This is a genomic window from Clostridium senegalense, assembly GCF_018916625.1.
In the GTDB taxonomy this organism is placed as follows: Bacteria; Bacillota; Clostridia; order Clostridiales; family Clostridiaceae; genus Clostridium_J; species Clostridium_J senegalense.
This window is the reverse complement of the sequence record NZ_JAHLNC010000008.1, coordinates 153,843-176,646: the sequence shown is the minus strand read 5'-3', so window position 1 is coordinate 176,646 and position 22,804 is coordinate 153,843. Positions and strand designations below refer to the sequence as shown.

General features: G+C 25.5%; 19 protein-coding genes and 2 riboswitches. Of the genes, 10 read left to right on the top strand and 9 right to left on the bottom strand.

Annotated elements, in window-relative coordinates; genetic code table 11:
• The first annotated feature begins 1,024 nt into the window (after positions 1–1,024).
• Positions 1,025–2,824: an oligoendopeptidase F gene (gene pepF / locus KQI36_RS13885; protein ID WP_216451373.1), complete on the top strand. Its 1,800-nt coding sequence runs from the start codon at positions 1,025–1,027 to the stop codon at positions 2,822–2,824.
• A 51-nt stretch (positions 2,825–2,875) separates the two neighbouring features.
• Here pepF and KQI36_RS13880 read toward each other — a convergent pair whose 3' ends face one another.
• Positions 2,876–3,784 (bottom strand): DMT family transporter, encoded by a 909-nt coding sequence (locus KQI36_RS13880; protein WP_216451372.1) that lies wholly within the window; start codon positions 3,782–3,784, stop codon positions 2,876–2,878.
• Between the two features lie 682 nt (positions 3,785–4,466).
• Between KQI36_RS13880 and KQI36_RS13875 the strand changes: the two genes are divergently transcribed.
• The 3 genes from KQI36_RS13875 to KQI36_RS13865 all read left to right on the top strand — a co-directional run bounded on the left by KQI36_RS13875 (position 4,467) and on the right by KQI36_RS13865 (position 7,777).
• A complete protein-coding gene (locus KQI36_RS13875; protein ID WP_010296511.1) occupies positions 4,467–4,913 on the top strand; it encodes a restriction endonuclease subunit S domain-containing protein in 447 nt (148 codons plus the stop codon).
• Positions 4,914–5,243: 330 nt separating this feature from the next.
• A complete protein-coding gene (locus tag KQI36_RS13870) occupies positions 5,244–5,600 on the top strand; it encodes an ArsR/SmtB family transcription factor (RefSeq protein WP_010296506.1) in 357 nt (118 codons plus the stop codon).
• Between the two features lie 149 nt (positions 5,601–5,749).
• On the top strand, positions 5,750–7,777 hold the full coding sequence (locus KQI36_RS13865) for a methyl-accepting chemotaxis protein (protein ID WP_216451371.1): 2,028 nt from the start codon (positions 5,750–5,752) through the stop codon (positions 7,775–7,777).
• A gap of 106 nt (positions 7,778–7,883) precedes the next feature.
• Here the strand turns inward: KQI36_RS13865 and KQI36_RS13860 are convergent, their stop codons facing one another.
• Positions 7,884–8,594: a FadR/GntR family transcriptional regulator gene (locus KQI36_RS13860; protein ID WP_216451370.1), complete on the bottom strand. Its 711-nt coding sequence runs from the start codon at positions 8,592–8,594 to the stop codon at positions 7,884–7,886.
• 377 nt (positions 8,595–8,971) lie between these two features.
• Between KQI36_RS13860 and KQI36_RS13855 the strand changes: the two genes are divergently transcribed.
• The gene (locus tag KQI36_RS13855; RefSeq protein WP_216451369.1) at positions 8,972–9,928 is read left to right on the top strand and encodes an L-lactate dehydrogenase; all 957 of its coding nucleotides are present in this window, start codon (positions 8,972–8,974) and stop codon (positions 9,926–9,928) included.
• Between the two features lie 229 nt (positions 9,929–10,157).
• On the opposite strand, the gene KQI36_RS13850 is transcribed toward KQI36_RS13855, so the two are convergent.
• The 7 genes from KQI36_RS13850 to hemA all read right to left on the bottom strand — a co-directional run bounded on the left by KQI36_RS13850 (position 10,158) and on the right by hemA (position 16,155).
• Positions 10,158–10,619: a CBS domain-containing protein gene (locus KQI36_RS13850; protein ID WP_010296496.1), complete on the bottom strand. Its 462-nt coding sequence runs from the start codon at positions 10,617–10,619 to the stop codon at positions 10,158–10,160.
• Positions 10,620–10,963: 344 nt separating this feature from the next.
• Positions 10,964–11,422 carry a DUF2383 domain-containing protein gene (locus KQI36_RS13845; RefSeq protein WP_216451368.1) on the bottom strand — a complete coding sequence of 153 codons (459 nt, stop codon included), beginning with the start codon at positions 11,420–11,422 and terminating at the stop codon, positions 10,964–10,966.
• 223 nt (positions 11,423–11,645) lie between these two features.
• Positions 11,646–12,341: a CbiQ family ECF transporter T component gene (locus tag KQI36_RS13840; RefSeq protein WP_216451367.1), complete on the bottom strand. Its 696-nt coding sequence runs from the start codon at positions 12,339–12,341 to the stop codon at positions 11,646–11,648.
• The gene (locus KQI36_RS13835) at positions 12,323–12,604 is read right to left on the bottom strand and encodes an energy-coupling factor ABC transporter substrate-binding protein (RefSeq protein ID WP_010296487.1); all 282 of its coding nucleotides are present in this window, start codon (positions 12,602–12,604) and stop codon (positions 12,323–12,325) included. Before KQI36_RS13835 ends, KQI36_RS13840 begins: the two co-directional genes overlap by 19 nt.
• 1 nt (position 12,605) lies before the next feature.
• Entirely contained in the window at positions 12,606–13,325 is a 720-nt protein-coding gene (locus KQI36_RS13830) for an energy-coupling factor ABC transporter permease (protein ID WP_010296485.1), read from the bottom strand.
• A 288-nt stretch (positions 13,326–13,613) separates the two neighbouring features.
• Positions 13,614–14,897 (bottom strand): glutamate-1-semialdehyde 2,1-aminomutase, encoded by a 1,284-nt coding sequence (hemL, locus tag KQI36_RS13825; RefSeq protein WP_010296484.1) that lies wholly within the window; start codon positions 14,895–14,897, stop codon positions 13,614–13,616.
• Between the two features lie 34 nt (positions 14,898–14,931).
• A complete protein-coding gene (gene hemA / locus KQI36_RS13820; protein ID WP_216451366.1) occupies positions 14,932–16,155 on the bottom strand; it encodes a glutamyl-tRNA reductase in 1,224 nt (407 codons plus the stop codon).
• A 260-nt stretch (positions 16,156–16,415) separates the two neighbouring features.
• Positions 16,416–16,591: riboswitch (cobalamin riboswitch) on the bottom strand.
• 242 nt (positions 16,592–16,833) lie between these two features.
• Here hemA and KQI36_RS13815 point away from each other — a divergent pair.
• From KQI36_RS13815 to cbiB, 5 genes are all read left to right on the top strand, one after another.
• Positions 16,834–17,835, top strand: a complete 1,002-nt coding sequence (locus KQI36_RS13815; RefSeq protein WP_216451365.1) for a hypothetical protein — start codon at positions 16,834–16,836, stop codon at positions 17,833–17,835.
• Between the two features lie 266 nt (positions 17,836–18,101).
• Complete coding sequence (locus tag KQI36_RS13810) at positions 18,102–18,614, top strand: GNAT family N-acetyltransferase (RefSeq protein WP_010296479.1); 513 nt, start codon at positions 18,102–18,104, stop codon at positions 18,612–18,614.
• 105 nt (positions 18,615–18,719) lie between these two features.
• The gene (yfcE, locus tag KQI36_RS13805; RefSeq protein WP_216451364.1) at positions 18,720–19,265 is read left to right on the top strand and encodes a phosphodiesterase; all 546 of its coding nucleotides are present in this window, start codon (positions 18,720–18,722) and stop codon (positions 19,263–19,265) included.
• 404 nt (positions 19,266–19,669) lie between these two features.
• Positions 19,670–19,854, top strand: a riboswitch (cobalamin riboswitch).
• Between the two features lie 213 nt (positions 19,855–20,067).
• Positions 20,068–21,570, top strand: a complete 1,503-nt coding sequence (locus KQI36_RS13800) for a cobyric acid synthase (RefSeq protein ID WP_216451363.1) — start codon at positions 20,068–20,070, stop codon at positions 21,568–21,570.
• Positions 21,571–21,818: 248 nt separating this feature from the next.
• Entirely contained in the window at positions 21,819–22,790 is a 972-nt protein-coding gene (cbiB, locus tag KQI36_RS13795; protein ID WP_216451362.1) for an adenosylcobinamide-phosphate synthase CbiB, read from the top strand.
• Positions 22,791–22,804: the final 14 nt, after the last annotated feature.

The window sequence follows — 22,804 nt, the reverse complement described above, 5'->3', positions numbered from 1 at the left end:
GTCAAAAACCAGGATACTTTAGTCCTAGAATAAAGGAAAATACTATGGTGTATTATGATGAAGATGATGATTTGTATTATTATCCAGTAAAAATAAGTCATCCATATGAGTATGAAAGTACAATGAGTCGCGGTGACGAAGATGAAGTGCTTTTTAAGTATAATTTGGATGAAAATAACATGTTAGATGATTTGAATATAGAAAAAGGTAATATGAATGATTTAAGTGAGTATGAGAGTTATGATAATTCAACATCAGATTATAGTCAAATTCAACGAAATTTAGATAATGAATATAGCTATAAAAATCATATTTATAATGAGGATATTGAAAATAAGCATAATCTTAGTGAATATTGTCCTGAAAGAGACCTTAACAATTTAACTACAGATTATAATAAATTACAATGGGAACTAGATGAAGAATATGCAAATAAATATGATTACAACGATGATAAAGAGTTTTATAGTAATTATAAAGAAAATTATAAATCAGATTATAATAATGTTCATCAGGAATTAGATGAGGAGTATGCAAAAGAATGCAGTTATAAAATTAAAAATGAATTTGATGATCTGCCAAGAAGAAAAAATGTCTATGAAGAATATGATGATTTATATGATTATAAATGGTTAAGTAACAAAGAGAAAAATAGAACTATGAAGAAAAATATTAATGAAATTGAGGATTCACAATATAAATATTGGTATGAAGATACTAGTAGTGATAAGAATAGAGTAAAAACTAAAAATAAGAATAAGAGTAAAGGCAAACATAATAAAAAGAAGCATAAACACCACAGATAAATATAGAAAATTAATATATTAAATATTATAATAAAAAAGTAGCTCTAATAAATTATTATTAGGACTACTTTTTTTAGCAGTTAAAAAGCTTTTATTATAAAGGATTCTAAATATTTATATAGAATAAAGATTTATGGAAGACATATAAATATTAAAAAAATTACACAATATATGTGTAGCTGTATTAAAATATAAAAGCATAAAAATGGAGGAGAAGTATGGATAATATAAACAAAGTGAAAACAAGAGAAGAAATACCTGAAAAATATAAGTGGAATGTATCAAAAATGTATTCAAATGATGAATTGTGGGAAATGGATTTTAAAAAAGCAAAGGAAATTTGTCCTAAACTTTTAAAGTATAAAGGGAAATTAAAAAATAGTAAAGATTTACTAAATTATTTAAAAAGCTATATAGATGCATCAATGCTTATGGAAGATTTATATGTATATGCTCATTTAAGAAATGATGAAAATCAAGCAAATCCTAAATATCAAGTTATCTTAGATAAAATAAAAACGTATTATTCTGAGTTTGCTAGTATGAATTCTTTTTTTATACCAGAAATATTAAGTTTTTCAGAAGATGAAATAGATGAAATTATATCAAATGAAAGTGGATTAAAATTATATGAAAAATATCTAAAGGACATATTACAAGAAAAGCCACATATTTTAAGTGAAGAGGAAGAAAAAATATTAGCTTCTGTAAGCAATTGTTTAGATGCACCATATAATACATTTAGTATGTTAAGTAATGCAGATATGACTTTCCCTAAGATAATAGATGAAGATGGTAAAGAGGTAGAACTTACAGAAGGTAATTATTCAGTATTTATAAGAAGTAAGAACAGAAAAGTTAGAGAGAATGCATTTAAAACATTATTTCAAACTTATGAAAATTTTAAAAATACATTTGCATCTACTTATACAGCATCACACAAAAATTTCATATTTAATTCAAAGATAAGAAAATATAATTCAGCATTAGAAAGTTCTTTAAAGCCAAACAAAATTCCATTAGAGGTATATCATAATGTAGTTAATACTGTAAATGAAAATTTATCAGCACTGCATAGATATGTCAATATAAAGAAAAAATTATTGAAATTAGAAGATATCCATATGTACGATTTATATGTTCCTAATATAGAAGCACCTAAATTTGATATACCATATGAAAGTGCAGTAGATTTATGTTTAAAAGCATTAAAACCATTAGGAAATGAATATTTGGAAATTTTTAAAAGTGGTATAAATGATGGATGGGTAGATGTTTATGAGAATAAAGGAAAAAGAGGAGGAGCTTACTCAAGTGGAAGTTATACAAGTATGCCATATGTACTTTTAAATTACACCAATCAAGTAAACGATGCATCAACACTTGCACATGAAATGGGGCACTCAATTCATTCTTACTATTCAAGGAAAAATCAACCATATATATATGCCGATTATGTTTTGTTTTGTGCAGAGGTAGCATCCATAACTAATGAATGCTTATTTATGGATTATTTAATTAAAAATGAAACTGATAAAAATAAACGTTTATATTTAATAAATGAACAATTAGAGAGTATAAGAACTACTGTGTTTAGACAAACAATGTTTGCAGAATTTGAACTTACAACTCATGAAAAAATGGAAAAAGGTGAAAGTTTATCTACAGAAGATTTATGTGGAATTTACCATAATTTAAATAAAAAGTATTTTGGAGAAGATATGATTATTGATAAAGAAATAGACATGGAATGGGCTAGAATTCCTCATTTCTATAGTGATTTCTATGTATATCAATATGTTACAGGCTTTGCAGCAGCTAACTCATTTTATAATATAATATTAAGTGGAGAAGATAGTGATATAGAAAAATATAAGAATTTCTTAAAGTCAGGTTGCAGTGATTATCCTATAAATATATTGAAAAAAGCAGGTGTTGATATGACAACACCAAAACCATTACAAGATACTATAGATAGATTTAATGAATTATTAGATATGTTAGAAAAAGAGATTTAGCAAAAGTTAATCCATTAGGAAAATACCTAATGGATTAACTTTTTTATAATACTAGTCTTCTGATAAACTACATTTATTAGTGCTACTTTTTTTAATAAAACTTAATTTGGTTTCAGTAGTTAATATTGACATAAATATAAATATGCATCCTAAAAACATAGTAATAGTGAAATTATCTTTAAATATTATTATAGATAATAATGAGCCAAATACACTTTCCAAAGACAAAATTATTGCTGCATGGGTTGAGCTTGTATATTTTTGAGCAATATTTTGAATAATAAAACATAACATAGTACTAAAAAATACTAAATATAATATAGATGGTAATAAAGCTTTGTTTAAAATATTAGGAGGTGTTTCTAAAAAAAATGCAGCTAGAAAAGATAATATTGCTGCAGTAGCAAATTGTATTATAGTAAGAATAATAGGATCGCTCTTTTTAGTATAAACACCTGTAGTTATTATTTGGCCCGCAAAACCTATACCACAAAGTAAGGTTAGTAAATCACCCATATTAATAGAAGTAGAACTTTGAAGAGTTAAAAGTGCAATTCCTATTAAACATAAAATAGCTCCAATTATAGAATATTTATCAGGTTTATCTTTAAATATAAACCAATTAAAAAATGGGACTAATACAACATAGGTTGCAGTTAAAAATGCACTTTTACTAGCGGTTGTATAAACAATACCTACAGTTTGAAATGCAAAACCTACAAACAAAAAGAACCCAATTATAAATCCCATTTTGATGTCTGATTTTTTTATATTTTTAATATATTTAAAAAATATTATTGCCATCAATATTGTTGATAAAGAAAATCTTATAGCCATTTGATAAAAAGGTGGAATTAAGGTTACTGAATCTTTAACGGCTATGAAGCCACCACCCCAAATTATTGCAACTAGAAAAAGTGATAAATCAGAAATTAAGCTTTTGTTTTTAATATTTTTCATTTGGTCACATCCTTTTAAAATAGTAATTAGTGTAATGTCTTAAGTTATATAAAATTTAATTAATAATTATATATAGGGATACAAGTATATATTTAAGTTTATTCATTAAATTTTTATTATAAGTTAGCAGAATTAGTTTTTAAAAGTAAAAAATACGTTTATTATATAGAAATATAATGACTAATAATCAGTACAATTTTTAACTAAAATTAGTTGTTAACTATAGCAATCCAAGTTGACTTTTAAAATTATCCATTCCAAAACTTTAATACATAAAATAGTGTAATGTGATACGAATCACTTAAAATTCAACACTGCATCTTGTATGAAAATATTTTAAAGTTACTGAATAAATTTAATTTGGAGCCTGTTTTCCTATAGCAATACAATATTAATCTTAAATGTTTTTACTAGGTAAATGAATAAACTTAAAATTTAACTTAGAATCCTATAGAATTAATATGTAAAACATATATAATATAATTATTATATGAAAGTTCAAATTATCCTTTAAAAATTCATTATCTTAAAAAAATATTTACAAATGTAATTGAAAAGTAATTAAATGTAAAAAAATAACTATTAAAAATTTATAAGGAATTTTGAAAAACATATTAAATATTTAAGAATACTCTTATATAATATATAGTATAATACAAAATTTTACCTTAGGGGGATTGTAATGGAGATTAATAGTGAAACATGTTATCTTTATCAAATAGCAGAAGTAAGTCCATATAAAAAAAGCTTAATAAACAAAAATATTAAAAAGTATAAACTTGTTAATCCAGATTGTGTGGATTGTAAAATGCAAAAGATAGTTAATAATGGAGAAGTTACTAGTGAAGACATTGATGATTTAATTATTGCAAATAAAGGCGATATAATAATTTCATTAAAACAAAATTTTAAAGAAAACGAACTTTGTGTTGCATTAGTAGAAGAAGAAAATATGTTAGTATCACAGGATTTTTTTATAATTACTCCAAAAGAAAAAGAAAATAGTGAAAAAATATTAACATTATTTAGAGATGAATATGTAGTATCTCAAATAAAGCCACTATATACAGGCGATGAATATTTTCATATAAATATTCAAGAAATCAAGAACATACAATTACCTAGATAAGTTATAATTTAATAAATTATATATCAATATATAAGTTTTATGCTTTGTATATATTTGTTTTATTAAGCAAATATAATACAAAGCTTTTTTTGTTTGATAATGAAGGATATTGGAAATAATATTAAATGAATTTTGAAATGTAATCTTTATGGTATAATAGATAAAAGGTTAGTTTATATAATAAATTTATTTTAAAAGTTCATTTTGTGATTTAATAGAATAAATACTATAATAAATGAAGATGATTCATGAAAGAATATAGGATTAATATAAATTCATCAAGTATATTATGTGTCTAGAGTAAAGTATAGGCAAATAGGGAGTGACGATATGGAGAAAAATTTGGAGTTTTGTAAGTGTACGCAAGTACATGAAGATATAGTTAAAGATGTAAAAGAAAATATACCATCAGAAGAAATATTAAACAGTTTATCTGAACTTTTTAAAGCTTTTGGGGATATTACACGTATAAAAATAATTTATGTACTATTCCAAAAGGAAATGTGCGTATGTGATATTGCAGAAACACTGCAAATGTCACAATCGGCAATATCACACCAACTAAGGGTTCTTAAATCTGCTAGACTTGTAAAATTTAGAAAAGATGGAAAAGTAGTTTATTATTCCTTAGATGATGATCATGTCAAATATATATTTGATAAAGCATTACTACATGTTAATGAATAGAAATATTAATTAGATATAAATAAGGTATTTTCAAATGAATTTAATTCATTTGAAGATACCTTATTTTAATATATATGTAATAAAAAGTATTAAAGAAACCTTTGTTAATCTCGATAACTAATAGAAAGGGTTATTAAGGGGTTGATTTTATGAGAATATCTAAAAAACAAAAGAATAGTATAAATAAATCTAAAAAAACAAGGCGACTAAGTTTAAAAACAGGACTAATTACAATGGTTGTATTAACATCTATAATTCCTATTATAATTTTAGGATGTAATAGCATAATAAACACTTATAAAGATACAAAAAGTATTTATATGGAGAGTGCAGATAATACAACTATGCAAATATCTAAGGAAATAGAAAATTTGAATTTAAAAAATATTGAACTTATAAATATTTTTTCTGGAGATAGAAACTTAATTGAAACTATAGAGAATAATGAGTTAAATAAAATAAATGATTGTTTTAAAAATATATTGGGAAATAATGAGGATATGTTAACAGTATTTTTTGGTGGTGAAGATGGAAAATATGTAGCCTATCCAAAACCACCAAGTGGAAATTTCAATCATAAAGAAAGACCATGGTATATGGAAGCTGCAAAAGCTACATCAGTTATAGTTTCTAAGCCATATGATGATGCGGCTACTAAGAGTAAGATAATAACTTTATCTAAAAAGGTTATAGATGAAAAAGGAAAATTTTTAGGGGTTTTAGCTTGTGATATAGAATTGAAAACTCTGTCTGAATTAGTATCTAAATCTAAGATTGGTAATGAGGGATTTACCTTAGTAGTTCATGATAGCAATGATGTTATAGCAAGTAGCAAAGAAGAATTTTTAGGAAAGTCTTTAAATGAAGAGCAATGGGCAAAAAAATTAAATGCTGGGGAAAAGGATTTACAACTTTTAGTTAATAACAAGAAATATATGTTAAAAACTCATATAATGCCTGAACTTGGTTATTCAACTTATGGATTTGTATCTATTGATGAAATAAATAATAATTTAATTAAGGCAAGTATAGCTTCCATATTAATTATTATAATAAACTTTATAGTAGCAATAGTAATAATTACTTTATTTGCTAGGTCATTTGAAAAAACTATAAAAAAGGTAAAATCAGTAGTTTTAAAATGTAAAGAAGGTGACTTTAGTAAACGTATAGAGGTGGAAACTATAAAGACAGAAGAATTTTTCCAAATTGGAGATTCTGTGAATCTAATGATAGAAGATATTACAGCTATATTAAAAAAGACTTCAGACATAACAACATATTTATCTAGTACTGCCTTAAAACTTAATGAGGTTGTGGATACAGCGGATATATCTAACGATGATATTACTACGGCAATTAGACAGGTATCAGAAGGTGCTATTAATCAATCATCTATGCTAGAAGAAGGAGTTAATATATCTTTAGAACTAGGGGAATCTGTAGATTATATATCTAAATGCACAAATGATATATTTTTACAATGTGATGATGCTGAACGTTCTACTAGTGATGGTAAGAATGCAGTACAAGAACTTAAGGATATGTATGAAGAAAATAATAGATCAATAATGAATGTAGTTAAAACTTCAAAAACTTTAGAAGCGAATTCGAAGAAGATAACTATGATTTTAGATACTATAAAAGCAATAACTAGTCAAACTAATTTATTAGCATTAAATGCTAGCATAGAGGCAGCTAGAGCTGGTGAAGCGGGTAAAGGATTTGCAGTAGTTGCAGATGAAGTAAGAAAACTTGCAGAACAGTCAAGTTTATCTGCTGATGAAATAGAAGAAGTTATAAAATCTAATATAAATGATATAAATTTAGTAAGTGAAGAAATTAGTTTTTCAAAGGAAATTATATTAAAGACATCTGAAAAGGTTGAAAACACATTTGAAAACTTTGAAAAAATTAATAAATCTATAGATATGTTAAAGGATAAAATTGAAACAAGTAGTAATACAATGGTAAAAGTGAATGATGCAAAGGATTCATTTATTGATAAACTTCAAGATATATCTGCTGTTTCACAAGAATCAGCAGCATCTACAGAAGAGGTAAATGCATCTAGTGAAGAACAAAAAAATAGATTAAAAGATGTATTAAAAGCGTCTAATAAACTAAAAGAGATATCATGTGAATTGGAAGAAATATTAAATAGATTTAAAATATAATATTTAAAATATATAAATAAAACAAAGAAATAGCCGCAATTGAGGCTATTTCTTTGTTTTAAATTTTACAGTTTAAAATATAAAAAGTACTATAATACATAGTACTTTAAGGAATAATTTCTATTTCTTTTTTCATTTGAGTGTTAACATATTGTAAATGATCTAACATGGCTTTTTCAGCAGCTACTGGATCATGACTTTTTAATGCTGATAAAATATCTCTATGTTGTTGAATAAGCATATTAATATTTTCTTCTTTTGTTATTACATTTCTTCGTATGTCTTTGATAAAAGCTTCAATTAAAAATGATATAGCATTTAATATACTTAGTATAAGAAAGTTTTTAGAAGCTTGAGCTATCTTATAATGAAAGTCTATATCCACATCTACCAATGTATCTTTCAAATCAGATTTTAGAGATTCATCAAAAAGAAGTTCCATTTCTGCCAATTCTTCATCAGTTATTCTTTCAGCAGCTAATACAACAGAGCCTCTTTCAATAATGTTCCTAAGCTCTAATATTTCATCAGAATTACTTTCTTTTAATAAAAATATAGTAGATAAAGGTTTTAATAAAGTATTTTCAAAACTACTTTTTATAAAATTTCCTTCTCCTTGTCTTGACTCTATAAGTCCCATAATTTCTAACTCTCTAAGAGCTTCTCTTATAGAAGTTCTACTAACTTGTAGACTTTCTGCCATTTCTCTTTCAGAAGGAAGTTTATCTCCTTTTTTAAAAGTACCTGTAATAATCATTTCTTTAATTTGTTCTATAACTTTTTCATAAACTCTTGTGTTTTTTATAGGACTAAACATAATTATTCATCCCTTCAAATATAAAAGAAAAACTTACAGATAAGTTTTTCTTTTTTAATCAAAATTATTATTTTGACAAAAATACAAAATATTTATACTATTGTAAAAATAATAATTACTTTCACTAAAATTATACACTAAGCTCTAAAATTATGTCAAGTATAGGGAATATACAAGAAATATGTAGTTAAATAAAAATTAGATGTTTTTAAAAACTGTTAATTAATTAACTATTATTGAGATTAATGAAATTATATGGTAATATAATTATAAACTTACTGGTAATACCAATAAACCAATAAACCATTAAGCCGCATTTTGATTGTTTACTAGAATTAATTTATATTAATTTAAAATCTTTAGGAGGTAGTTTGAAAATGATAAAAAAAAGAAATTCTACTAAAATATCAATTATAGGGTCAGGTGCAGTGGGTGCAACTACTGCATATTCATTAATGTTATTAGGAGTTGCTACAGAATTAGTATTAGTAGATGTCAACAAAGCAAAAACAGAAGGCGAAGCTATGGATTTATCACATGGAGCAGATTTTGTAAAACCTGTAAATATAATAAGCGGAGAGTATAAAGATACAAAAGACTCCGATATTGTTGTAATTACAGCTGGAGCAGCACAAAAGCCAGGTGAAACAAGACTACAATTGGTAAATAAAAATATTAATATATTTAAATCAATAATTCCAGAGGTTGTAAAATATAATAAGGATGCTATCCTATTAGTAGTTTCAAATCCAGTAGATATATTAAGTTATTTAACTTATAAGTTATCTGGATTTCCTAAAGAAAGAGTTATAGGATCAGGTACAGTTTTAGATACATCAAGACTTAAGTATGAAATAGGTAAAAGGTATAATATAGATCCAAGAAATGTGAACACTTATATCATAGGCGAACATGGTGACTCAGAAATAGCTACTTGGAATATAACTAATATTCAAAATATCAAAATTGATGAATATGCTGATAAAGAAAATTTTGAATATAATGATAAATTTAAAGAAGAAGTCTATGAGAATGTTAAAAATGCAGCTTATGAAGTTATTAATAGAAAAGGTGCTACTTTCTATGCTGTGGCTTTAGCAGTAACACGTATTGTAAATGCTATATTAGGAGATGAAAAAACTATACTACCAGTTTCAACTTTGGTAGAAAATTACTATGGAATTAGAGATGTTTATTTGGGATTACCATGTGTAGTAGGTGGGACAGGTGTTGAAAAAGTGTTAAATATGGATTTAAGTGAATTAGAAGCAGATAATCTAGTTAAGTCTGCAGAAACTTTAAAAGAAACTTTAAATAATGCTTCAGGATTATAGAAATAGATATTAATTGAGAATTTTGTTAAAAGGTCTAATTATAATTAAAGATTTGATTAATTATAAAGTTTTCTATTATTATTTTTAATTTAGATTTTATTAAATTAAATTATTAATTTATAACAATAATTAGAGGTAGTCAAATTTTAGATTACCTCTTAACTTATATGGTTCCAAGTTTAAAATTACTGAAAAATAGAGAAAATAGCTAGGCTAAAGCCATAGCTATTTAATTATTTGCTACATTTTCTAAAATTTGATAATGTGGTGAAGTTTTATATTTATTTTCGTTAAAAATACGTTCATAACAATAAGATATTATATCACTTCTTTTTATTATACCTATAAAAATGTTTGAATCATCAACTACAGGCACAAAGTTCTGAGACTTTGCTGTTAAAATTAAATTTTCTATATTAGAGTTTATTGAAACAGCTTTATTTTGAACATGTCTAGGAATTTCTTTTATTAAAACCTTTTCGCTATTTTTCAAATTAATATCAGTATCATTTTTTAATTTCCAAAGAATATCCCCTTCAGTCAAGGTGCCAACATATCTGCCTTTTTCATCAACTAAAGGAATTGCAGTATATCTATGATATTCCATTCGCTCCATGGCTCTTCTCATCGAAGCAGTAACTTTTTCATGTACTACTTGACTTTTCGGAGTAAGGAAAAAAGCAATATTCATGTAATCATCCTCCAATTAAGGCATTAAAAATAAATTTATAGTTTTATTTATGCCTAATTTAAATAATTATTTATAAATAAAGATTTGTACTATATTTATAAATAATCATTTAAGTATTAAACTTGTCCTTAAAATAAGTTATGTATTAAAAAATACAATTTTAAAATCTTCCCTATATAATATATTATACCAATTTAAATGGCATTTTTGTTACAAAATAGTTAATTTAAATGGTTAACATGAAATATAGGAACATATGAATAACATATGAAGGAATATTGTATGATTTTTATACAATATTCCTTCATATGTTTTGATTGTATTTATGTAGATGTATAATTAAATTAATAGTTTCCAGTAGATAATGATTTTATAATGTCAAGATGGTTTTTATAGTCTATTAACATGGAATTAATTTTATTTATAGTATCTTTATCAAGAGAATTACATTCATTAAAATGTTTTTCAGTCATTGTATATCCAAGATTACAAGCATTATATACTTCTTCTAACAGATCTTGTGTTGAATGAATTGTAATTTCATTTTTAAATTCATTAAATAGTTCAGAAGCTTTACCGATAATACCAACAGAGTATGAGGGTGTTCCACCAATACTTTGTATTTTATTACTAAACCATTGGGCTTGGGTTTTATAATCATCTTGTATGTTTAAAAAAGCATGTTTTACATCTAAATTTTCTGCCTTTTTAATATAACTATCAAAGGAATCTATGCCCATATATAATCCTTTTAAAAAATCATTTAATTCATTGACAAAATCATTATTATTTCTAGTGTTCATGAAATCACTCCTTAGTATAACATATGTAATAAAATTTTTATTATATATGTATATCATTTGCAAAAAATAAAAATCTATGACAATGATAGATAAAAAATTATAATTAGATTCAAAGTGATAGCTAGAAAATTTAATGTTATTATGAAAGAACATAAGTAAAAAAGCAAAACTTAAGTAAAGTGAAAATAATTTATTTAAGTTTTACTTTTTTATTTATATTAAATTAGATAAAACATAAAGCCAATAATATGATATTATACATAAACATCATAAGCATAAACTTATAAGATAATTTAGATGTACATTGAGCATAATAATGACGTCCTGCATAACAACGATTGTATAATCCATCCTGAATTTCTGGCCAGCGTTTAAGTGTATTTAAAAATAAAAGCCCTGCTAGTTTAGACATATTTTTAATTTTACTTTTAAAGCTATGAAATCCATGTCTACAACTCATTGCATTATAGATACTTGAAGCTTCATCGTTAATTAATAATATGTAAAGCTCCATTGATTTAGCTATATCGCAAATATCTTGTAATGGAGTTATTTTGGATACTAAAGAAAGTATATGATCAAGTGGTGTTGTAAGTGTTAAATAAGATATGCACATACCACCTGAAACACCTTTTAAAATAATTACAAGTATGTAATTAAAATTATAAACAAATAACAATGTTATTGAAGATAATAGTGAAAAGGATAATATACCTATATTGAATTTTAATACTATGTCTTTAGGATTATTAGCTTTTATGTGAAGAATTAAAAAAATAAATATGTTTAATATAAGTGGAAGAGGTTTATGTACAAATCCTAGAATAATCATAGGAAAAATGCATAGGCATAACTTTTCCAAGGGATGCCTATGACTTTCTTTGCTTATTTTTGAATAAGCTATGATTGTTTTGAGCATTGAGTCTTTCTACCTACATAATAGCCAATAAAACCTGCTCCTATAGCTGCTTGTAAACAGAATAATAGCGTTTCTATTTCTCCAGATGGTGGTTCCCAGATATGGCTAAACCAAGGTTCATAATCACCATCAATTTCAGCTATAACTTCTTCCATTTGATCATCTCCACCTACAAATTCACTTGTAGAACCATAATAAGCTAGTGGTGCAATTATAAGAAATGCACTTAAAATTATTAAGATAATAATATTTTTCTTTTTCATCTTATATCATTTCCTCCAATGTATGTAATTCCTCTTTTGAGTGTTTTTCAATAAACTCAAATATTATAACAGTAAATATTCCTTCAACAATAGCAAGTGGAACTTGAGTCACTGCAAATATTGCAAAGAATTTTCCAAATGCAGCTATTACACTTCCGCTGCCAGAATGAGCAAGAGCCATTTGTATAGATGTTATTAAATAAGTTGATAAATCACCTAAAAATGCGGCTAAAAATATAGCAACTTTTTTATTTGAATTCTTAAAAATCTTGTATATAAAGAATGAAACAAATGGTCCTACTATACCCATTGAAAAAACATTAGCTCCTAGAGTTGTTAGTCCACCATGAGCAAGTAAAAGTGCTTGAAATAAAAGAACTAGAGATCCAACAACACTCATAGCAAATGGTCCAAAAATAAGTGCACCTAAAGCTGTTCCTGTAGCATGTGAACTACTACCTGAAACAGATGGTAATTTTAATGCTGATATAACAAAGCAAAAAGCCGCAACTAAAGCTAAAAGCATTTTTAAATCTTTGTTAGTGCTTGTCTTAGTTTTAATTTGTTTTATACCTATAATAATAAAAGGTATACAAAGTACAAAATAAGTAATGCACCAACCAGGACTTAAAAATCCTTCAGCTATATGCATTGCAGAAGCTGTATATGGTATAAATAAGCATAAAAATAGTGCTAAAAGTAAAGTATGTTTTTTTCTCATAAAAAATCCCTCCATATTTTAATAATAAATTTTATAATATTTTTAATAATAAACCTTTATAATTGATTTTGTTGATTGGAAAAATTAAAAAAATTAATTATAGTTTAAATTTTCATCAATAAAGAACAAATTTTACTTTAAGATATGATAATTAAAATCATTCTCAAATTATTTCGAGTACAAATATATGTATATAAAAAAAGTAGGGGAACTACGAGGGAATGGACTTTAAGTTAAAAATAACCTAATAGTTCCCTACTAAAAATAAACATTAGTTAAATATTACTTTTAAAATTCAAAATTTTTAAATACATCTAAGAATTTATCAATATGCTCATCCGTATGTTTTACAGATAAGAATAAAGCTTCAAATTGAGATGGAGCAATGTATATTCCGTTTTTTAATAAGTAAAGATAAAATTTTGAAAATAATTTAGTATCACAAGTTTTGGCATCATCATAATTAGTTACCTGAGCTATATCAGTAAAGAATATAGTCATCATTGCACCACATCTATTTATTGTCATAGGTATACCTTTTTCTTTTGCAATTTTAAGCATACCATTTTCTAATTTTGAGCCTAGTCTTTCAAGATGTGTATAGTATTCAGGGTGATTATAAAGTTTTGTTACTGCTGAAAGACCTGCTGCCATAACTACTGGATTTCCAGACATAGTTCCAGCTTGATAAACAGGACCTACTGGTGATAGTTTTTCCATTATCTCTCTTTTTCCACCATAAGCACCACATGGAAGTCCACCACCCATTATTTTTGCATAGCAAACTATATCAGGAGTTACATCAAATAATGTTTGCGCACCTTTATATGCAACTCTGAATCCACACATAACTTCATCAAAAATTAAAAGTGCTCCATATTCTTTACAAAGACTTTCAAGTTTTTTCATAAACTCATTAGATGCTTTTATAACACCCATATTTCCAGCAACAGGTTCTATAATAACCCCAGCTATATCGTGTCCATACTTTTTGAAAATTTCTGTTATACTTTCAATACTGTTGTAATTAGCTATTAATGTATTTTTTATACTTTCTTGAGGAACTCCTGCACTTCCAGGTATACCTTCAGTCATAACGCCAGAACCTGCACTTACAAGGAATCCATCAAAATGACCATGATAACATCCAGCAAATTTTATGATTTTATTTTTTCCAGTATAGCCACGTGCTAATTTAACAGCGCTCATAGTGGCTTCTGTTCCGGAATTAACCATTCTTATTAAATCTATATTGTCTAGTGTTTCACATAGATGTTTTGCAAGCTTTAATTCTAAGTTAGTTGGTGCACCAAAAGCTATAGATTCACTACAACATGTTTTTATAGAATTAACTATATCTTCATCGTTATGACCAAGAATCATAGGTCCCCAAGCACCAATAAAATCAATATATGTATTTCCATCTTCATCAGTTATTGTTGCGCCATTACCACTTTTAATTACTGGAGGGGTAATTCCCATATCTTTTAATGCTCTAACAGGACTATTTACACCGCCAGGTATGTACTTTTCTGATTCTTTAAAAATTTGATTACTTTTTTCTAAATTCATAAATAAAACCTCCTTAAGTTATATGCAATGTTTATTAAATATCGCAAAAAATCTTTTCAATAATTGATAATGCTTCTTTGCCTTTACCATTTAAAGTTTCTTCTTTTAAAACTTCAATAGCCCTATTAACGTATGCATTGCTAGTACTTTTGATAAGTGTTTCCACTAACTTATCATTATCCTTTGTAAATTTTTTTTGAGTGTATGTTTTAAATCTGGTGCTATATATTATGTTGCTTTTTTTTATCATTTTCATAATATGAGGAGATAGGGATCTAAGCTTAACCCATTCTAAATACTCATACATGTATTTTTTTACTATGTAATAATGTTCTTCCATTAAAGTTTTTCTTAATTTTTTATTTTCAGCATCTATAGTATGAATTTTATCTATGTCATAAACAGTTATATTAAGTAAATTATCTATAGAACTACAAACATCTCTAGGTACAGCTAAATCAAAAATTAAAAGATTTTCTATGTCCTCAACATCATTTTTTTCAATTATAAAATTCTTTGACGAAGTACAACTTATAAGTACGTCAATTTTATGTAAGTATTTATTTTTATCGTTTACATGAATTATCTCAACTTTATCATTAGAATTTTTAATTAAGTCATCATTTTTAACTTTTTCTATATCCCTACAAGCTATATATAACTTATCAAAATTATTATCATTGACAAGTAAGTTTTTAAAACATAATTTACCTACATCGCCAAAACCTATAATCATAAAAATACGTTTTTGCTTATTTATAGCTTCTTTTATTGCAATGGAAGAAGAAGAAACAGGAATTTTGTAAAGCATAGTTTCTGTTTTGAATTCTTTTCCACATCCAATGGCATTAATAAATAATCTTTCAAGTGGACCTTTTATAACATTAAGCTCTAAAGACTTAAAGTATCCATCTTTAACTTGACCTAATATTTGATCTTCCCCTAATATCTTAGAATGAAATCCACAACATAATTCCATGATATGCCTTACAGCATTTTCTCCTGTAGAAATAAAAGTATATTTCATATCATTAATATCCCAATTTAAAGTTAAAAAAATTTTTTTAACTAATAAATCATTATTATTTTCTTGAGAAGAAAAATATACTTCTGTTCTATTACAAGTAGAGATTATAATAACTTCATCAAGAAAACTTTTAAGTTTTAATAAGTTACTCTCTAAATCTGAAGAATTAATACTAAATCTACTACGAACATCTAAAGTTACATCTTTATTTAACCCTATTAACCTAACCATGTATAAACCATCTCCTAATTACAAGAACAAAATATTTAAGTTTTAAAATAACAATACTTTAGTATTATATACTTATAAATAAAGTAAATGTGTAAATATATTAATTATTATTTAATATTACTATATTAAATTTTATTATATTGTACTAAAGTTTTATATTTACCTAAATATAGGCAATAAAAAAACTCACAAAAGTGAGTTTATAATCAAAAAAATACATAAATATCTTATATAAACAACACTTTCCTTCCGCCCGAAGGTTTGTGATTAGATTTACGGCAGGTCTCCTGACTTACGGGTCAATCTCCTTTTACCTTCCCAAAGCACAAAGCTTCAGTGGTTAAAATTCGTCTCCGTTACAGTAGCGGGGGCTGTAGTGGGCTTACACCACTTTCCCTATTAAACTATTAAAAGTACCATAAAAAGTATTAAATTTAAAATTGTACAAGCAAATTATAACACAATAAAAACAATTTTGAAAGATTATAATTAAAAAAAATACAAAATTACGACAAATCAAGAAAAAAACATGTATAATTAAAAAATAAAGACTATTAAGATGAATTGTAAAATTAGCTAATTTTACAATTGAATAATATATCATTATAATAATATAGGATTAATTTGATAGTAAAAGAATATAAAATGTTAATATATGTATTAATTAGGAGGATATATATGGATTTTTTTAAGGAAAAGCTAAAGAAGCAATCAAAAACGTCTATTGCTTTAACAATATTATTAATTATTGCAATTATATTTATAGGACAAATCTACTATAATGAGAAGGAATTTATAAAGAACTTTAACGATTTCAAAAAATATTTTACAGAAAGAAATGAAGAAAGTGCACATGGTATTTATATTGATATAAAAAAACAATCTCATAAGGAGAAAGTTGATGTATACATATTAGACCAATTAGATGCATTCAAATATAATTTAGAAAACGATTCTATTGAAAATAGTCATATTGATGATGCTAGTAAAGAGTTAAGCTATTTTGAATTTTATTCTGAAAAGTCAGAAAAAGTCAAAGAAGAGTATACTAAAATGCAATCTTATGTGGAGGATTATAATCATTATAAAAATGGATTAGAAGCTTATGATAAGAAAGACTTTGTAAAAGCAAAAGAGGAGTTTGAAAAAGTAACTTCAAATTATAAACAGTATAATGAAGCTCAAACTATGGCTGAAAAAATGAGTGCTAAATCTAAAGAATGGTCATTAAAGAAATGTAATGAATTATTATCTTTAGGTGATATAGAAAATGCTTTAGTTGAACTAGAAAAAGGTTTTTTACTAAATAAAGATGATTCTGATTTATTAAAGGAAAAAGAAAATATTGAAAAAAATAAAATTGAGTATTTAAAAAATAGAAAAGAGATTAGTGGATCTTTAGAAAAAATAAATAAATTAAATTGGATTAAAGATGAAAAAAATATAGTCATAGAAGAAATTAAGTATAAGGAAAAAGATTTTTATAAAGTTACAGAAAAAGATGAAAAAAATCCTAATATATGGGAATATGAATTATATATAGAAAAATTACCAATTGATAATGAGAACACAGAAGAAGAGAAAGACAAAGTGATGAAGGAAACTATTGCTTTGCTTATAAAAGATAAAGAAGAAAAAAGTTTAGATGATTTTATAAAAGAAAATGAAACGAAACAGTAATTTTTTTAAAGGGCGAAAGCCCTTTAAATTTTTTTGTTTTATGTTTAAAATTAAAAATATTTAAAATATTAGCGTTAAAATGAAAAGTTTGATAATATATAAATAAGTTATAATATATAAAAGAATGATATTAGTTAATATCATAGGTTTTGGGTGATATATAGAAAATGCATTCATTTATAAGAAAAGCTATTTATATATAGTTCTTAAAATTATATATAGTATTAATATATCATCTTAAAAAAATAAATAAGGGGGACATTCTTATGGATAAATTTATAAAAAGAGGTAATTTAGTTTATATAAGAAAGCCTGACTTTGAAGAAATTGATTATATAAAAAAACTTTGGAGTGATGAAGATACAATGAGAGATGTAGGAGGCGCAATTCATTATAGTGAATATAAATGGGAAAATTGGTACAAAAGAATGGTTGACCCTGGAAATGGCAAGAATTTTTATTGTTTAATATATAATATGGAAAACACACCAGTTGGGGAAGTGAGTTTTCACGGATATGACAGAAACACTAAAACCGCTGATTTAAATGTTAAAGTTGAAAATAAATATAGAGGCAATAATTATGGGAATGAAGCAGTTATGCTATTATTAGAATATTATTTTAATAGCTATGGTGGTGAGGTTATTTTTGACACTGTTGCTAATGAAAATGGAATAGAAGCTCTTAAAACTTGGAAATTTGAAGTTCTTGAAGAAAAAGGTAAAGAAGTATTATTTAGAATGACAAAAGAAAATTTTAATAAAATGGTAGAGCAATAAAGTAATAACTATTATAATAAAGAAGTAATAAACTAAAGAAAGTGAGGTGTTTTGTTTAGTTGATATAGTTTTATAATTATAACTAGGGTGCTAAACAAAATATTTATGAAGTTATTTTTTATATCTGATATTCATGGATCTCTTAAATATTGTAAATTAGCAATTGATGCTTTTATAAAAGAAAATGCTGATTATATAATAATATTAGGAGATGTTTTATACCACGGACCAAGAAATCCATTGCCAGAGGAATACAATCCTAAAGAAGTTGCAAAGCTACTTAATAATTATAGCAACAGAATAATAGGTGTAAGAGGAAATTGTGATGCAGATGTGGATCAAATGTTGCTTGAATATCCATGCATGATGGATTATAGCACCATTTTATATGGTGATAAAAGGTTTTTTCTAACCCATGGACATATTTATGATGAAGAAAAACATCCTAATATATGTGATGGTGATGTGATGGTATATGGACATACCCATGTACCCGTAGCAAAAAAAGAAAATGGTATATATATATTGAATCCAGGTTCAATAACATATCCTAAAAAAGATAGTCCTAATAGTTATGGAATTTTAGATAAAGGTATTTTTTATATAAAAAAATTAGATGGAAATATAATAAAAGAACTAAAAATTATATAAATAATTATAATGATAAAGTTGTTTTTAAATGGATTACTTTCTTTTTAAAAACAACTTTTTAAATTAAATTATTTAATTAAATTATAACTTATTTGTAAACTATATAAAGATTTACTCCATAATATATTCTTAAATTAAAGTCAAATTTTAATATTATATAACTTTTTTTATATTTAAATTTTAAATGCATAAATTAAGAAGTTAATTTTATAGATTATATTTAAAATCGTTAATAATTTTATTGGTGATATATTGAATGTTGATATATTTCTAAAATTAATGAAATATACCAAAGTTCATTAATTTTTGATAAAACTTGACATAGAGTTTGTTTAATTTTATAATCATAATTGAAATAAGTCGAAAATAACTGATGAAAAATTTACAGGTAATTTAATTTAAAAAGAATATAGAACAAGTTAGGTGCTTAGAATAAGTGAAAAGGGAATGTGGTTAAATTCCACAGCAGCCCCCGCTACTGTAATTGATGACAACTCTTTAAAATTGCCACTTTTTTAAAAATAAGAGGGGAAGGCAAAGAGAAGGATGATTCATGAGCCAGGAGACCTGCCTAATTTTAAAAAGCTTTCGGAGGGAAAGGACTATTTATTTTGTTTAAATTTCAAATAGTTTATTTATAACAAATAGATGCACCCTTTCAGGTGCATCTATTTTTATTTTGTGATTTTTAAGAAAATTCAATATGAAATTTAAATTATAAATTATAGTTTTTTCAATTAATTGGAACTATATATTATATTTTGATTTTAGAAATAATTGTAGTTGGAAAGGGTGTTTTAAGATGGCAAAAATAATGGTACAAGGAACTGCGTCTTCTGTTGGAAAAAGTATTTTAGTTACAGCACTTTGTAGGATATTTACTCAAGATGGGTATAAGGTATGTCCTTACAAGGCACAGAATATGTCTTTAAACTCGTACATAACATTAGATGGAAAAGAAATGGGGAGAGCGCAAGTACTTCAAGCGTATGCATCAGGATTAGAACCAGAAGCATATATGAATCCTATTTTGTTAAAACCAACTAGTGATCAAAAATGTCAAATAATTGTTAATGGTGAAGTTTATGGAAATAGCTCTGCTATGGAATATCATAATCTTAAATTGAAATTTAGAGATATGTTAAAAGATAAATTTGATGAATTAGAAAAAAAGTTTGACATAATTGTTATGGAAGGTGCAGGAAGTCCAGCAGAGATTAACTTAAGAGACAGAGATATAGTTAATATGGGCATGGCAGAGCTTGTAGATGCTCCTGTAATCTTAGTTGGAGATATTGATAAAGGTGGAGTGTTTGCATCTTTAGTAGGAACATTAATGCTTTTAGAAGATAATGAAAAAGAAAGAGTTAAAGGAACTGTAATTAATAAATTTAGAGGTGACGTAGATATATTGAAACCAGGAATAGATATGCTTGAAGATATATCTAAAAAACAATGTTTGGGGGTTGTCCCACATTTTACATTAGCTTTAGAAGATGAAGATGGTGCAGTAGAATTAAATAAAAATATTACAGATAAAATAGATATAGCAGTTATAAAACTTCCAAGAGTATCTAATTTTACTGATTTAGATGCACTTAAAATTGAAGAAGATGTTTCCGTTAGATATATAACATCTTTAGAAGAATTTAAAAATCCTGATTTGTTAATTATACCAGGTACAAAAAATACCATAGAGGATTTAAATGTGCTAAAAGCAAGCGGATTATTTGACAAAATAAAAGAATATAGTAAAGAAGGAAATGTTATCGGTATATGTGGTGGATACCAAATGCTAGGCAAAAAAATAAAAGATCCATATAGAGTTGAAAGTAATAATTTAGAAACAGAAGGATTAGGTCTTTTAGATATTGAAACAGTTTTTGAAAATAAGAAAGTAACTACTAGGGTAGAAGGAACTGTAATCAATAAAGATTTATTTAATACAACAAAAGAAGATATAAATGTTTATGGATATGAAATTCATATGGGAGTATCAGAATTAGGTGAAAATGCAGATCCATTATTTAGAATAACAAAAGAAAATGGTAACAAGTGTGATCATATTGATGGGGTTATTAATAAAGAAAGAACTGTAATAGGAACTTATCTTCATGGAGTATTTGATAATATAGATTTTAGAGAAGTTATAATTAATGAATTAAGAAGTAAAAAAGGTATAGAATACAAGAAAGCACAACCATATGAAAATCTTAGAGAAAAAGAGCTTGACAGACTAGCTGATTTAGTAAGAAGTTCTTTAGATATGGATAAAGTATACGAAATAGTTGGTTTAAAAAAGTAGCAACTGATTACTCATTTTAAACTGCTTTTAAAGAATATGCTATTTAAACGTATTCTTAAATTAAAATAACCAGTACTTAGGAATTAAGAATTAAGAAATTATTACTTGTATGTTATGAATTTTAAATATATTAATGGATATTAAACAAAACATTTAGAATCATCAAAAAATGAGTTGTAAGGGTTAATCTTAATTCTTAATTAACCTAAGAGAATTACATTAAATTATTTTTATAGGGAGGTGAAAATATGTTTAATTTTGATTTGAAACAAAATATTATATATATATTTATAGCTATGATTATAGATTTTATATTAGGAGATCCAAATTGGATTCCACACCCAATAATTTATATAGGAAAACTTATAAGCATTATTGAAAAGAAACTTAGAAATAAATTTGAAAATAATTATAAATTAAAAAGAGCAGGAGCGTTAATGGTAGTTATAGTTTGTATGTTGACTTACTGTATACCATACATATTATTAAGATTTGCACTTATAAATAAAGTTATTTTTCACATATTGAATGTAATAATAATCTGGACAACTATTGCAGCTAAAAGCTTAGATAATGCAGCAATGGAAGTATATAATTCATTAAAAAAAGAGGATATAGAAGATGCCAGGTTAAAACTTTCTTACATAGTTGGTAGAGATACAAAGGAACTATCTTCCCATGAGATAATAAGAGCAGATGTAGAAACTGTTGCTGAAAATGCATCTGATGGAATAATAGCACCTATATTTTATGCACTTATTGGAGGGGCGCCGCTTGCAATGATGTATAAAGGCGTAAATACAATGGATTCTATGGTAGGATATTTAAATGAAAAATATAAAAATATAGGTTTTTTCCCTGCTAATGTAGATGATATATTTAATTATATTCCGGCTAGAATAACAGGCATACTTATGTGTTTATCTGCTTTTGTAGTAAATGGAAGTATAACAGAAAGTTTCAAAATAATGATAAGAGATAGAAAAAATCATAAAAGTCCCAATTGTGCATATCCAGAAGCTGCTACAGCAGGGGCCTTAAAAATTCAATTAGGTGGAACAAATGTGTATTTTGGGCAAGTCACTTATAAACCGACTATCGGTGATGATATAACAAAATTAGATTATAAACATATAAAAAAATCAGTTAAACTTATGTATACAAGTGAGATTTTATTTGTTTTAATAATGATTTTAGCTTTAATAATTATGGAATTTTAATTTAACAAACTAAT

Excerpts from the sequence above, each read along its gene's own strand:
- pepF (WP_216451373.1), top strand. The coding sequence starts at position 1,025 with ATGGATAATATAAACAAAGTGAAAACAAGAGAAGAAATACCTGAAAAA.
- KQI36_RS13880 (WP_216451372.1), bottom strand. The coding sequence starts at position 3,784 with ATGAAAAATATTAAAAACAAAAGCTTAATTTCTGATTTATCACTTTTT.
- KQI36_RS13875 (WP_010296511.1), top strand. The coding sequence starts at position 4,467 with ATGGAGATTAATAGTGAAACATGTTATCTTTATCAAATAGCAGAAGTA.
- KQI36_RS13870 (WP_010296506.1), top strand. The coding sequence starts at position 5,244 with ATGGAGAAAAATTTGGAGTTTTGTAAGTGTACGCAAGTACATGAAGAT.
- KQI36_RS13865 (WP_216451371.1), top strand. The coding sequence starts at position 5,750 with ATGAGAATATCTAAAAAACAAAAGAATAGTATAAATAAATCTAAAAAA.
- KQI36_RS13860 (WP_216451370.1), bottom strand. The coding sequence starts at position 8,594 with ATGTTTAGTCCTATAAAAAACACAAGAGTTTATGAAAAAGTTATAGAA.
- KQI36_RS13855 (WP_216451369.1), top strand. The coding sequence starts at position 8,972 with ATGATAAAAAAAAGAAATTCTACTAAAATATCAATTATAGGGTCAGGT.
- KQI36_RS13850 (WP_010296496.1), bottom strand. The coding sequence starts at position 10,619 with ATGAATATTGCTTTTTTCCTTACTCCGAAAAGTCAAGTAGTACATGAA.
- KQI36_RS13845 (WP_216451368.1), bottom strand. The coding sequence starts at position 11,422 with ATGAACACTAGAAATAATAATGATTTTGTCAATGAATTAAATGATTTT.
- KQI36_RS13840 (WP_216451367.1), bottom strand. The coding sequence starts at position 12,341 with ATGCTCAAAACAATCATAGCTTATTCAAAAATAAGCAAAGAAAGTCAT.
- KQI36_RS13835 (WP_010296487.1), bottom strand. The coding sequence starts at position 12,604 with ATGAAAAAGAAAAATATTATTATCTTAATAATTTTAAGTGCATTTCTT.
- KQI36_RS13830 (WP_010296485.1), bottom strand. The coding sequence starts at position 13,325 with ATGAGAAAAAAACATACTTTACTTTTAGCACTATTTTTATGCTTATTT.
- hemL (WP_010296484.1), bottom strand. The coding sequence starts at position 14,897 with ATGAATTTAGAAAAAAGTAATCAAATTTTTAAAGAATCAGAAAAGTAC.
- hemA (WP_216451366.1), bottom strand. The coding sequence starts at position 16,155 with ATGGTTAGGTTAATAGGGTTAAATAAAGATGTAACTTTAGATGTTCGT.
- KQI36_RS13815 (WP_216451365.1), top strand. The coding sequence starts at position 16,834 with ATGGATTTTTTTAAGGAAAAGCTAAAGAAGCAATCAAAAACGTCTATT.
- KQI36_RS13810 (WP_010296479.1), top strand. The coding sequence starts at position 18,102 with ATGGATAAATTTATAAAAAGAGGTAATTTAGTTTATATAAGAAAGCCT.
- yfcE (WP_216451364.1), top strand. The coding sequence starts at position 18,720 with ATGAAGTTATTTTTTATATCTGATATTCATGGATCTCTTAAATATTGT.
- KQI36_RS13800 (WP_216451363.1), top strand. The coding sequence starts at position 20,068 with ATGGCAAAAATAATGGTACAAGGAACTGCGTCTTCTGTTGGAAAAAGT.
- cbiB (WP_216451362.1), top strand. The coding sequence starts at position 21,819 with ATGTTTAATTTTGATTTGAAACAAAATATTATATATATATTTATAGCT.